The organism is Paraburkholderia caffeinilytica (assembly GCF_046030355.1).
Lineage (GTDB): Bacteria > Pseudomonadota > Gammaproteobacteria > Burkholderiales > Burkholderiaceae > Paraburkholderia > Paraburkholderia caffeinilytica_B.
Genome location: NZ_JAQQCQ010000012.1, coordinates 68,685 through 80,156, shown reverse-complemented (window position 1 = coordinate 80,156; position 11,472 = coordinate 68,685). Strand labels below are relative to the sequence as shown.

The following is an 11,472-nucleotide window of genomic DNA, read 5'->3' as shown; positions in this document are numbered from 1 at the left end:
GCCAAATCGAAACGCATTAATCGTTATTTAACTATTTCGTCATTGTCCAATCGCCATGAACGTGCCTGAACTGACCGAAGACGAAAACCTTGGCCTTTACCAGCGTGCGACGGAAAACGGCGCGGAATGGTGGCGCGTCAGCGTGGCGGACCGGCCGGAAAACTACCGGCTCGAACATGGTGTGGATAACGGCAACGGCGCAGGCTCGGTGGATATCGATCTGGTGGTCGACGCGGAAAACCTGCGCGCGAAACTGAAGAAGTGGCGCCGCGAAGGCTTTGCGATCGATACGCGCGACACCGCAGACCAGCCCGGCACCGCTGAACGGGTGGCCTTCATGCCGGAGTTGCAGCGCGTTGCGGCGCTGGCCGCAGCGGCGAAGCGCCATCCGCAGCCAGAGGGTGCGGGCGAAACCGTGCGCATCGGTCATGTCGACGTGCCGTTCGGCGCCGACAATCCGCTCGTGCCGCGCGTCAATCCGGCCTATCTGTTCTCCGAGCGCTTTAACGATATCGTCGAAGACATCGTGGAGAACCGGCGCGTCATGCTGATTGGTCATACGGGTGCCGGCAAGACCAGCCTGATCGAACAGGTCGCCGCGCGCTCGCAGCACGGTGTGCTGCGTTCGAACATGAACGGGCAAACTACCGTTGGCGATTTTGTCGGTTTCTGGACGGTCAAAGGGGGCGAGACGATCTGGGTAGACGGCGTCCTGCCCACGGCGATGCGCGAAGGCTTATGGCTGATCGTCGACGAAATCGATTTCGCCGAGCCGTCGATTCTGGCCGCCCTCACTGCTGTGCTCGAACCGCATGGCCGTCTCGTGCTGAAAGAGAAAGGCAACGAAATCGTCGCGCCGCATCCCGCCTTCCGGTTGTTCGCCACGGCCAATGCGGTCGGTGCGATGAGCCAGTTCCGTCATCTGTATCAGGGCGCGAATCTGATGAACGAGGCGTTTCTCGATCGCTGGCGCGTCTATATGCTGGACTATCTGACGCCCGCCGAAGAAGCCGATGTACTGATGCGCACCCTCTCCCCGCATATGACGCGCGCGCTCGCCACCACCCTCGCCGCGATCGCCGCCGACTGCCGCGCGGCGTTCGCCCGCGAAGACCTGTCGAGCGCGTTCTCCACGCGGCGCCTGCTCGACTGGGCCGAGCTGATGCTGCGCACCGGCGACCCCGAGCGCGCCGCCGGTCCCGCGATCTATGCGAAGGTCAGTCCCGAAGACGCGGCGTTGATTCGCGGCATTGTCCGCCATCACATTGCGCCGGCCGCCTGACGGTCGGTGACCCCAACACGCACAGTGAACGCCATGCACGCAACGCGCGACACGCGAGGCTTCGCGTTCGAATCGACGCTCAGCAAAGTCGCGCGCGTACTGACCGGACAATACGGCGTGACGGTCGCCTTCAGCCCGGATGGGCCGCGCGTGGAACCCGGCCGCATCGTGATTCCCGACTATGAGTTGAGCGGCGGTGTCGAACGCGACGTGCTGATCGGCTATCTGGACCTGCTGGTGGCACGCGCCAAGCATTCGTCGCTCGCGCAGATGGATGCGCTGCCGCCTGGCGTGGCGGCGAATCTCGCGCAGGTGATCGAGGACCGCCGCGTTTGCGTGCAACTGCTCGACGAGTATCCGGGCGCGCGCTGGTTCATCGGCAAACTGCGTGCGCATGCCGCCGAGCAGGCGCGGCAGCGCTGGCCGAAGCTGCATTGGCGCGACCGGCTGGTCTGGCTGGTGGAACGCGCGCTGTGGGACGAACAGCCGACCCGGACCGAAGCGAGCCATTCGCTGCTGGCCGCGCTGCATGCCGCACAGGATCTGCTGGACGAGTCGCGTGGAAGCCGTTCGACCGCGCATAGCATCGCGGCAGCGCGGGCTTTGGTGGCGCGCGTGCGGGCGCTGTCGGCGGGCGATGTCAACAGCATGGTGTTCACGGCGGATCCGGTTGAGGACATCGATACGGAAACCGCCGCCTCTTCGTCCGCGCCGCTCGACGATGACGACACGGCTCGCCCCGACCAGGACAGCTCTGCCTCACCGCCATCCGACCAAAGCGGCGGCGCGCAAGCGGAAAATGCGGTGGGCATGGGGCAATCGCTGGCCGATGCACAGCAACCGTCGGCACGTTCCGAAGGCGAAGCCGGCGCAGCGGCAGACGCCACTCGCGCACGGCTGTCGATACCGCTCGCCACCGAATTCGATGAGATCACTGACGTCACCGGTCAAGGCGACAGCGCGACCTGGCGTGCGCTTCGCGCGCAGGCCCGTGCGGACACCGCGCCGCTCAAGGAGAAACTCGAACGTGCGCTGAGCGCCGACGAACGCACCCGTTGGCGCCGCGAACAGGAACGCGGCGAGATCGACCGCACCGCGCTGGCCAAACTGGCGACCTCGCCCGGTTACCGCACGCCGTTTCGTACGCAGCGGGCGGCCAAAGGGCGCGACGTCGCCGTGACCTTGCTGATCGATCGCAGCGGTTCGATGGCCGGGCGCAAGATCGAGCTCGCACGCCTGTGCGCGACCGCGCTGTGTGATACGCTGACGCAGTTGTCGTTCGACTGCGAAGTGCTCGGCTATTGCTCGCTCGAGTCCGCGCCGATGAAGCAGCTGTATGAACGGCAACGGGCGGCCGGCGCGGACTTGCAGCGCTACAACCGCTTTGTCGAACGGCTCGATCTGAAAGTCTACAAACGCTTTGGCGCGATCGATTCAAGCGGCATCGCCGAGATCGATTGTGGTCATGAGAATCCGGATGGCGAGGCGCTGGCGTGGGCCGCGACGCGGCTTGCGGATCATCAGGCCGAGCGGCGCATCCTGATCGTGTTTTCCGACGGCTACCCGTCGACCGGTGACGGCGACCCTCAGGTATTGCGCCACGATCTGCGCGAACGCGTCGCAGCGATCCAGAAACGCGGCATCGAACTGGTGGGGATCGGCGTGCTGACCGATGCGGTCGAAGACTTTTATCCGCACAACGTGGTGGTGAGCCGCCTTGCCGAATTGCCGTCGACGGTCTTCTCGGTGTTGAGTTCGATGCTGCTGACGCGCTAGTGCACAACAGCATCGACAGGCACGCATTCAACGGAATCTTCGCTACGCGCCTACGCCAGTTCTACGCCAGTTGCGGCTTGAACGGATACTGATCGATCTCCCCGCCCCGCGCGACCACAACCGTGCACTCCGGGATCTCTTCCCACCAGCCCGGCAAATCCGACAGGGGCTCCGACAACACCAGGAAGGCGTCTTCGCCCGCCGTCGCGATGCGCGGGTCGTCCGGATACAGGTCATGCAGATGCCTGAACGAGGTGCTATGAAAGAGTGAGCGGGACTGCCCTTCGCTCGAATAGCGAACCGCGACGATCTGCTCGCCGTCGGTGACGCATACGGTCATGTTCAGCGGCTCTTCAACACCCTGTTTACGGCCGATATCTTCGACAAACCCCACCATCCGCTCGAGCGCGGTCACCGGCGCGAGTTCGAGACCGAAGGTCAGTGCGAGAAAGAACAGCACCTCGGAATCCGTCGAACCTTCGATTGACGGGAACAACTCGGGATCGATCGCCAGCATCAGATCGCGGCGCAGCAGCGGAAAGTTACGCACCAGCCCGTTATGCATGAAAAGCCACCGCCCGTAACGGAACGGATGACAGTTGGTTTCCTGCGACGGCGTGCCGGTGGCCGAACGGATGTGCGCGACGAACAGCGGCGCGCGGATCGCCCGCGCGGCCTCGCGCAAATTGCGGTCGCTCCACGCGGGCTGGATACAGCGATAGCGGAACGGGATGTCAGTAGGATGACCGTACCAGCCGATGCCGAATCCATCACCGTTCGTGGTGGTGTGGCCGAGCCGCGAATGCAGGCTCTGGTCGATCAGGGAGTGTTTGGCGTTGAACAGCACCGTTTCGAGTTGCAACGCGTTACCGGTATAAGCGAGCCAGCGGCACATGAATTCCCTCCGGTTGCGACGAAATGCGACGAGATGTCCGACGGACCTCGCCCAGCCTCGATAGGCTCGCGTGCCGCCGATCGCTATTTGACCACGGGTTGCAACTGCGCGATCGGTATCAGGAACTCCGAAAAACCGGTCAGGATAATCTGCACGCCGATACACAGCAGCAGGAACGACGAGACGCGCATCGCGACCTTGGTGCCGTCCGCGCCGAGATACCTGGCGAACACCACCGCCCGGCTGTAGACCAGATACACGGTGGCCGCCACCAGCAGCGAAATCACCACCGACGCGATGCTGGATAGCACGAACGCCGAGAGCTTATGCGTGCGGTTCGCGGTCAGCGCGATCGCGGTGGCGATCGAACCCGGCCCGGTGGTGAGTGGAATGGTGAGCGGGAAGAACGCCTTCGACATGGCGTTATCCGCGTCCACGCGCTTGACCGCCGGCTGCTCGGCCGGTTGCGTGTCGGGCGCGTTAAGCATCTGCCAGCCGCCGACGGCGACCGCGAGGCCCCCGCCGATGCGCAATGCCTCCATGGAAATGCCGAAGAAATGGAGGATCGGGGTGCCGACAAAGAAGGCGACGAGCATCACGCACATGACGTTGAAGGCGATTTTCTTGGCGAGCGCGGTGCGGTCTTCCGTGGTGAGCGATGCGGTCCGGTCGAGGAAGACGAACGCCATGCCGATGGGGTTGATGATGCTGATCAGCCCAGTGAAGCCAAAGAGGATGTCCGAGATCAGACTTTCGACCATATGCGATCCGTTTCGGGCAGCGGCTCGGGCGGGCTGATTGACTGCCCACCGGCGCGACACGCCAGGTTGAAGTGCCGGACGCCTTCGGGCTGTCCAGATCGATACTCGCGTTGCGTGGATCAGATGATATCGCGGCGCGGCACGCAATTTGGTAAAAAAGGGCCGCGACGCAAGCCGCGAGTGACGCTGCACCGCAGCAGACGAGCGCCGAAAGATGCGCGCACAACTTTCGGAAAGCCTACACTTTTTTGACTTACTTTACGTAACCAAAGCATCAGGCATACAGTCCTCAGCGAAGCTGCACTTTCAACGAGACGTACTGACCGGTTCGAGGAGTTGCCCCCATGTTGCTTCGTGTACTCGCCGCGCTGCCGTTCGTCGGCATGCTGCTCGGCGTTCCGTTTGTGAATCGTGTCGAGCCGCTGGTGCTCGGCATGCCGTTCGTGCTGGCCTGGATCGTCATGTGGGTGGTGCTGAGTTCGATCATCATGGCGATCATCTACCGTCTGGATCCGACTAACCGTCAGCTCGCCGGAGAAGGCGAAGAGGTCCGGCCATGAGTGCACTCGTCATCATTGCGGCCATTACGCTGTTTGCCCTGTACCTGGGCGTGCGCGCCCGGCGCGGCCACGACATGAGTCTCGAACAGTGGACCGTGGGCGGCCGCAGTTTCGGCACCGCGTTCGTGTTCCTGCTGATGGCGGGCGAAATCTACACCACCTTCACCTTCCTCGGCGGCAGCGGCTTTGCTTACGGCAAGGGCGCGCCGGTCTACTACATTCTTGCGTACGGCACGCTGGCGTACATCCTCTCGTACTGGATGTTACCGCCCATCTGGCGTTACGCAAAAAATCACCACCTCGTCTCGCAACCGCACTTCTTCACGCGCAAATACGACAGCCCGGCGCTTGGCACCCTGGTCGCGCTGGTCGGCGTGGCCGCGCTGATTCCGTACCTCGTGCTGCAACTCAAGGGGCTCGGCATCATCGTGGCGACGGCTTCTTATGGCGCGATTTCGTCGACGGCCGCCATCTGGATCGGCGCCGCGGTGGTGACGGCATACGTGATCGTCTCCGGCGTGCGCGGCTCCGCGTGGAATTCGGTGGTGAAGGATCTGCTGATTCTGGCGATCGTGCTGTTTCTCGGCATTTATCTGCCCTTGCACTACTACGGCGGCTTCGGCGCGATGTTCCACGCCATCGACGCCGCGCGCCCGGGTTTCCTGACCTTCCCGGCCAAGGGGTCGAGCGTGACCTGGTTCCAGTCGACCGTGCTCCTGACCGCATTGGGCTTCTTCATGTGGCCGCATACGTTCGGCTCGATTTTCACGGCGAAGGACGAGCGCATTTTCCGGCGTAACGCGATGGTGCTGCCGCTGTACCAGTTGATTCTGCTGTTCGTGTTCTTCGTGGGCTTTGCGGCGACGCTGAAGGTGCCGGGCCTGAAGGGCGGCGACATCGACCTGTCGCTGTTCCGCTTGTCGTTGCAGACTTTCGACCCGTGGTTCGTCGGCGTGATCGGCGCAGCCGGGATTCTGACAGCGCTGGTGCCGGGCTCGATGATCCTGACCTCGGCGTCCACGCTGCTCGCCAACGACGTGTATCGCGGCATGGTGAGCCGTAAGGCGTCGGACGCGACGGTGGCCAACCTCGCACGCTTCCTGGTGCCGGTGGTGGCGCTGGTGGCGGTGGGTTTCACGCTGCATGGCGGCGAGACGATCGTGGCGTTGCTGCTGATGGGCTACAGCTTCGTGACCCAGCTGTTTCCCGCGGTGATCTGCAGTTTGCTGCCGCATAACCGCGCGACGAAGTACGGCGCGTTTTGCGGGATTCTTGCGGGCGTCGCGGTGGTCACGCTGACGACCACCATGCATCTGAGTGTTGGGCAGTTGATGCCGTTTTTGCCCGATGCGCTGAAGGACGTCAATATCGGCTTCCTGGCGTTAGCCGTGAACGTGATCGTTTTTGCCTTGGTGAGCGCTGTGACGCAGCCGCGGTCGGTCGAGCAGACTCACGCGCCTGTGCATTGAGGTTTTTTCGTATCGTCGTCACCGGTGTGGCGGAACGTGATTAGCCAATCACGCTCCGCCACGTTATGCTCTGCGGCACAGACATCATCCGTTGAGCCGCCGTCGATGCAATCACCCGTTCTCCGAGTCGCTCGCCCCACCAACGACCTGCACAAGCTCGCCGACTTCTATACCCGGGGATTAGGCTTCGAGGTTCTGGCCCGCTTCGAAAATCACGAGGGTTTCGACGGCGTCGTCCTCGGGCAGCGTAACGGCCCGTGGCACATCGAGTTCACTCACCAGCACGGCGTCACCGTTCAGCGTGCACCGACCACCGAGCACCTTCTGGTGCTCTATCTGCCCGAGCATCATGAATGGCTCGCGGCTGTCGAGCGGATTCAGGCACTCGGCGTCCTGCCCTGCCAATCAGAAAATCCGTATTGGGACCGGCTGGGAAAAACCTTTGAAGACCCCGACGGATATCGAATCGTTCTACAGAACGCGGCGTGGGGTTGAAAGAGGTCTGATCACGTTTGAGCGATGGCTTTCAAGGATTGCGCTAGACTTCGCCCGAATTGAAACCCACCGAATCAGCCGGGCATGCGGAGCGAATCAATGGACTACCTTCTTTACTACTCGCCGGGCGCGGCGAGCATGGCCGTTCACTGGATGTTGATCGACATGGGCATCCCGTTCAACGTCGAACTGGTCGACATCGACGCCGGCAATCAGCGAAACCCTGAATACCTGCGGCTGAATCCGTCGGGCCGCGTTCCCACCCTGGTAGTGGACGGAACACCCCGTCACGAGTCGGCCGCGTTGCTGATGCTGCTGGCCGAGCGGCACCCCGAAGCCGCCCTCGCACCGGTGCCGGGTTCCGCCGACCGTGCCGCGTGGCTGGAGTTGATGATCTATCTGGCCAACACGCTGCTGCCCGCCATGCGCGACTGGTTTTATGCGGACGTCGACGGCGATCCTGCCGGTGCCGCAGCAGTTCAAGCGCTCGCGCGGCGGCGCATCGAAGAGGCCTGTGGCCGGCTCGATGCCGATCTCGCCGACGGACGCGGCTATCTGGTCGGCGGCAAGCTCAGCACCGCCGATTTCCTCGCCGTCGTGCTGATGCGCTGGACACGCAATATGCCGCGTCCCGCACTCGGCTGGCCACATCTCGCGCGCTATATCCGCCAACTGCGGGCCCTGCCCTCGTTCATCGAATTGAATGCGCGAGAAGGACTCACCGAATGGCGCAATCAGGACGATTGACGCACGCGCAACCCATTTGCGGACGGCCGCGGCCGGGGCGTAACTGCGTGATGGTGAAAAACGTCAGCTAGTTCGAGTCCGCTCGCGTACCGACAATCACGATGCCGCGCGAAAGTCCGCTCACGCTGTCGACCGCTTGCGCCGCGGCGTATAGCTGCTGGACCGGCACCCAGACGGCCGGATACTTGTAGCGCGCCACATCGAGAAGCAACGCGCTATCGCTCGCCGCGTCGTAGGCGGCAAGGGGCGACCAGTGGCCACCGCCTGCTTCGCCTATCTCCACCCGTCTGAAGTTCAATAACGCGAAACGGTCGCTGTGGCCGGTCGTGTCGCGAATCAGATCGCGAAACTGAGCGAGCGTCAGGTCGTCGGCATGAAACTTCCTGACCTCGACAGCAAATGCGCCCAGGGCTGCGCTGAGTTGGTCGAGCGTCATGCCCTCCCTCGATACCTGCGCAGCGTTGGCGATCTGCGGATCGATGCCGCGAAAGAAATCCTGCTGCGAGAAGAATGGGAAATCCGGATACTGCGTCGATTCAGGGCGGCGGATGCCCAATGCATTGAGCGCCATCACGGAGGTCGCGACCGAACAGTAGGCCTGGTTGCGCTGCGTTTCGAAGTATTGTGAGAGCGGCCAGTACGACTGCTTACGCGCGGCGGTCATCAAGCGCTGCTGGCCGGCCGGCTGCGTCAATGCAATGAGGTTCGGGGGAACGGCTAGCGGCCCGTCGGCTGGCCGTGCTGTGTCTACAACAGTGGCCTGTTGCGAGGGTTGATCCGCGGCTTGATTTGCAGCCGGTGGCAGCGGCGCACAGGCGACCAACGTGGCCATCAATGCAGCAAGGAGCCACTCAGGCCGGCTTATGCGCCCCACGGTACGCCTCAACAAATATCTGCTCATAACCCCTTCCGCCGCGGATGAATTCGGAACGACTTCGGCCGTGCCGACACATTTCACGCCCTGCCGGCAAGCCTCGATTTTTTAACACGAAATAAGTCGGCGCGTGAATGTGGCGGCCAGACGCAGATGAACCTAAGCGCTGTCTGCCTGAGGCAAATGGAGGCCATCGAACGCGCACTCGACGACGGGCGCGGCGGCGTCGACGTACTTCCGCAGATCATCTGTTGTCGATGCGCGATGAACGGTCTGCCGGCGCGCGACTTGCACGCCTGGCGTGTGGGCCCGCTCATATGAATGCGGTAATATCCGTCGCGATCGAGAAAACGCGCCATAGCTCACGTTTCTATCATGCCTTGCTGAAACACGTGGACGGGCTGTCGCGCGTTACGGCCGAAATCAACCCAATGGAACTGATCGCCCGAAGATGGCAATTCAATCACCCTGCATCGACATTTGCAAAATCGACGGCAAAACGGGCTTCTGCATCGGATGCCTGCGCACCCGTGACGAGATTCGCGAATGGAAAAACATGACTGACCACCGGCGCCATCAGGTTATCAATGACGCCTCGCGCCGCAAAGCGAAGGTGAAACCGGAGACGCCGGAGACGCAAGCATCATAAAAGGCGCCGGTCAGTTCGCCTGATTGGCGAACGCGTAACTATTCTTGCCGCTATGCTTGACTCGATACATCGCCTCGTCGGCTGCGGCTACGAGGCGGTGGTAATCGTCGACGGGATCCGGAAAACTGGCGATACCGATGCTGGCGCGAACCAGTCCCACTCCCATCTCCTTGTCCGTTTGGACCACACAGGCGGTGAGCCGCCGGGCGATTTCGCCGAGCTCCGCGTTGGTCGAAAATTCGCGCACCAGGACCGCGAATTCGTCGCCGCCGATCCGGGCGACGACATCGACTTTCCGCACCGACTCTCGAAAGCGTTTCGACACCGCGATCAGAAATTCATCGCCGACGCGATGGCCGAGCGAGTCATTGACCTGCTTGAATCCATCCAGATCGATGTACAACACGGCAATTTTGCACGCCCCCGAGCGCGCAGCCGGTTTCACCGCCGCCTCTTCGAGCGTGGCAAACAGCTTGCGCCGGTTCGGCAAGCCGGTCATCGCGTCGTGCAGCGCCGCCCATTCGAATTCGTGCGACTGCCCCGCCAGCAGGCGATTTCGTTTGGCATACATGCCCAGCGCGGTGATCAGCATGCAGAACAGCAACGCCGCCGATGCAATCAGCGTGCGCGCGACGTGGGCAATCCGCACGCGCACATCGGCGCTATCTGCATCGCGCTGTGCCCGCCACCAGGCCGACACAGTACTGAGCACGGCATCCGTATCGCGCAGATCGGCGTCGGGCGAGAGCGCGGATGGCGGCAAACGGGGCGCCGCCGATGGACTCTCATTCACCAGCGCCGCGAGTAACGCGAGGCGATGAGCAAGCTCGATTCGCGCGTGCTGATACCCGGCGGTCCGGGCTTGCGTAGCGTCTGGCAGTTGCTGCCAGAGGCCGACCAGACTCCGGGCACTTTCCGCTCGTTCGACCGCTTCGAGAACGAGTCCCGCGTATTCCTGCTTCAGTTGATCGGAAAAGATCGTCCGGATTTGCAGCGCCAGATACAAAAGGCCGATTAGCAGACAACCCAGCGCCGCGGCGGCGATCACAGCCGGTGCCGGCCCGAAGCGGATCACGAAGGCGCGCCCACGAGCGGCGCGCTGAGTACGCGTCCGCTCAGGGATGGGAATAGATGTCTTGCTGGCTTCCGGTGCCATGCTGGCGGTAACTCACGCGACGCAAGAAGGACCCCATCCGGGCGAACAGACTGTCCTTGTGTCTGGCACTTGTCGCCGAAGAAGATCGACGGTCCTGCTGCGCGAGGCGCGCATCCCGGCTGGGCCGGCTGGACGCCAATTGCTGCGAAGCAGGATTGGACGGGGGCGCTGCGCGTTGGGCGGCAGGCGCAGAAGACGCCTCTTCTGCGGGTGTCGCGTCCGCCACGCCGGTCTGGCTAGCCGCAGGCGCCGGGAGGCGCGTGACGGGGCCGGACCAGGACGCGTGTTGTCCGCCTTGTTCTGTGTCGGGGGCAGCCGCTGTTGCCTGCATTTGTGCTGTTGCCGGTGCAACCGTTGTTACCTGCGTGCCCGTTGCCATCGATTGAACTGCGGGTGCTTGCATACGGCTCGCTGTCCCCTCTGCTGCCACCGTCGCCGCCGATCGCGGCGCTGCAGCGAAAGTTGCCAGCCGTGGGGGCGCCATCGAATTCGCCAACCCCGCTCCTGCAGCCGCTGACGCAGCCGTGCCGAGCGCCTGCCGCGCGCGCGCCATGGCGTCGGCATACGCTTGCTGATCATGGTTGAACCAGACACCGTACGCGACCGTGCCCACGACGCCCAAAGCCAGCGCGCTTGCCGTCGCGACACACAGCGCAAAACGGCCGAATAGCGCGGGCAGCGCCGCGGCCGACGGCTCAGCGCCAGCGTCGAAACCCGTATCCGAACGTTCTGCTGCAGAGTTTGGCAAGTCGATATCGTTGAGCATCGCAATACTCTCCGGAATCCCCTACGCGTCTGACATTCGGCA

General features: G+C 63.1%; 12 protein-coding genes. 7 read left to right on the top strand and 5 right to left on the bottom strand.

Features of this window, described 5'->3' with window-relative positions; all coding sequences use genetic code 11:
• The first annotated feature begins 55 nt into the window (after window positions 1–55).
• Together PQQ95_RS19255 and PQQ95_RS19250 are read left to right on the top strand one after the other, a co-directional pair.
• The gene (locus tag PQQ95_RS19255) at window positions 56–1,282 is read left to right on the top strand and encodes an AAA family ATPase (RefSeq protein WP_408439295.1); all 1,227 of its coding nucleotides are present in this window, start codon (window positions 56–58) and stop codon (window positions 1,280–1,282) included.
• Between the two features lie 33 nt (window positions 1,283–1,315).
• Window positions 1,316–3,058, top strand: coding sequence for a cobaltochelatase CobT-related protein (locus PQQ95_RS19250; protein ID WP_408439293.1), 1,743 nt, complete (start codon window positions 1,316–1,318; stop codon window positions 3,056–3,058).
• Between the two features lie 61 nt (window positions 3,059–3,119).
• Here the strand turns inward: PQQ95_RS19250 and PQQ95_RS19245 are convergent, their stop codons facing one another.
• Together PQQ95_RS19245 and PQQ95_RS19240 are read right to left on the bottom strand one after the other, a co-directional pair.
• On the bottom strand, window positions 3,120–3,953 hold the full coding sequence (locus tag PQQ95_RS19245; RefSeq protein WP_408439290.1) for a class II glutamine amidotransferase: 834 nt from the start codon (window positions 3,951–3,953) through the stop codon (window positions 3,120–3,122).
• Between the two features lie 83 nt (window positions 3,954–4,036).
• Window positions 4,037–4,714, bottom strand: coding sequence for a MarC family protein (locus PQQ95_RS19240; protein ID WP_408439287.1), 678 nt, complete (start codon window positions 4,712–4,714; stop codon window positions 4,037–4,039).
• Window positions 4,715–5,058: 344 nt separating this feature from the next.
• Here PQQ95_RS19240 and PQQ95_RS19235 point away from each other — a divergent pair, with 344 nt between their 5' ends.
• The 4 genes from PQQ95_RS19235 (at window position 5,059) to PQQ95_RS19220 (ending at window position 7,985) form a co-directional block, all read left to right on the top strand.
• Entirely contained in the window at window positions 5,059–5,274 is a 216-nt protein-coding gene (locus PQQ95_RS19235; protein WP_408439286.1) for a DUF3311 domain-containing protein, read from the top strand.
• Window positions 5,271–6,743: a sodium:solute symporter family protein gene (locus PQQ95_RS19230; protein WP_408439283.1), complete on the top strand. Its 1,473-nt coding sequence runs from the start codon at window positions 5,271–5,273 to the stop codon at window positions 6,741–6,743. Before PQQ95_RS19235 ends, PQQ95_RS19230 begins: the two co-directional genes overlap by 4 nt.
• 105 nt (window positions 6,744–6,848) lie before the next feature.
• On the top strand, window positions 6,849–7,238 hold the full coding sequence (locus PQQ95_RS19225; RefSeq protein ID WP_408439281.1) for a VOC family protein: 390 nt from the start codon (window positions 6,849–6,851) through the stop codon (window positions 7,236–7,238).
• A 99-nt stretch (window positions 7,239–7,337) separates the two neighbouring features.
• Window positions 7,338–7,985 carry a glutathione S-transferase family protein gene (locus PQQ95_RS19220; RefSeq protein ID WP_408439278.1) on the top strand — a complete coding sequence of 216 codons (648 nt, stop codon included), beginning with the start codon at window positions 7,338–7,340 and terminating at the stop codon, window positions 7,983–7,985.
• Between the two features lie 67 nt (window positions 7,986–8,052).
• Here PQQ95_RS19220 and PQQ95_RS19215 read toward each other — a convergent pair whose 3' ends face one another.
• Window positions 8,053–8,817: a phytochelatin synthase family protein gene (locus PQQ95_RS19215; RefSeq protein ID WP_408439569.1), complete on the bottom strand. Its 765-nt coding sequence runs from the start codon at window positions 8,815–8,817 to the stop codon at window positions 8,053–8,055.
• A 493-nt stretch (window positions 8,818–9,310) separates the two neighbouring features.
• Between PQQ95_RS19215 and PQQ95_RS19210 the strand changes: the two genes are divergently transcribed.
• Window positions 9,311–9,508 (top strand): DUF1289 domain-containing protein, encoded by a 198-nt coding sequence (locus tag PQQ95_RS19210; RefSeq protein ID WP_408439275.1) that lies wholly within the window; start codon window positions 9,311–9,313, stop codon window positions 9,506–9,508.
• 10 nt (window positions 9,509–9,518) lie between these two features.
• Here PQQ95_RS19210 and PQQ95_RS19205 read toward each other — a convergent pair whose 3' ends face one another.
• Window positions 9,519–10,664 (bottom strand): diguanylate cyclase, encoded by a 1,146-nt coding sequence (locus PQQ95_RS19205; protein WP_408439272.1) that lies wholly within the window; start codon window positions 10,662–10,664, stop codon window positions 9,519–9,521.
• A complete protein-coding gene (locus tag PQQ95_RS19200) occupies window positions 10,624–11,430 on the bottom strand; it encodes a hypothetical protein (RefSeq protein ID WP_408439270.1) in 807 nt (268 codons plus the stop codon). Before PQQ95_RS19200 ends, PQQ95_RS19205 begins: the two co-directional genes overlap by 41 nt.
• Window positions 11,431–11,472: the final 42 nt, after the last annotated feature.

What these genes read in the sequence shown, in the direction of transcription:
- PQQ95_RS19205 (WP_408439272.1), bottom strand. Translation starts at nt 10,664, where the DNA reads ATGGCACCGGAAGCCAGCAAGACATCTATTCCCATCCCTGAGCGGACG.
- PQQ95_RS19245 (WP_408439290.1), bottom strand. Translation starts at nt 3,953, where the DNA reads ATGTGCCGCTGGCTCGCTTATACCGGTAACGCGTTGCAACTCGAAACG.
- PQQ95_RS19220 (WP_408439278.1), top strand. Translation starts at nt 7,338, where the DNA reads ATGGACTACCTTCTTTACTACTCGCCGGGCGCGGCGAGCATGGCCGTT.
- PQQ95_RS19250 (WP_408439293.1), top strand. Translation starts at nt 1,316, where the DNA reads ATGCACGCAACGCGCGACACGCGAGGCTTCGCGTTCGAATCGACGCTC.
- PQQ95_RS19225 (WP_408439281.1), top strand. Translation starts at nt 6,849, where the DNA reads ATGCAATCACCCGTTCTCCGAGTCGCTCGCCCCACCAACGACCTGCAC.
- PQQ95_RS19200 (WP_408439270.1), bottom strand. Translation starts at nt 11,430, where the DNA reads ATGCTCAACGATATCGACTTGCCAAACTCTGCAGCAGAACGTTCGGAT.
- PQQ95_RS19255 (WP_408439295.1), top strand. Translation starts at nt 56, where the DNA reads ATGAACGTGCCTGAACTGACCGAAGACGAAAACCTTGGCCTTTACCAG.
- PQQ95_RS19240 (WP_408439287.1), bottom strand. Translation starts at nt 4,714, where the DNA reads ATGGTCGAAAGTCTGATCTCGGACATCCTCTTTGGCTTCACTGGGCTG.
- PQQ95_RS19210 (WP_408439275.1), top strand. Translation starts at nt 9,311, where the DNA reads ATGGCAATTCAATCACCCTGCATCGACATTTGCAAAATCGACGGCAAA.
- PQQ95_RS19235 (WP_408439286.1), top strand. Translation starts at nt 5,059, where the DNA reads ATGTTGCTTCGTGTACTCGCCGCGCTGCCGTTCGTCGGCATGCTGCTC.
- PQQ95_RS19215 (WP_408439569.1), bottom strand. Translation starts at nt 8,817, where the DNA reads ATGGCCACGTTGGTCGCCTGTGCGCCGCTGCCACCGGCTGCAAATCAA.
- PQQ95_RS19230 (WP_408439283.1), top strand. Translation starts at nt 5,271, where the DNA reads ATGAGTGCACTCGTCATCATTGCGGCCATTACGCTGTTTGCCCTGTAC.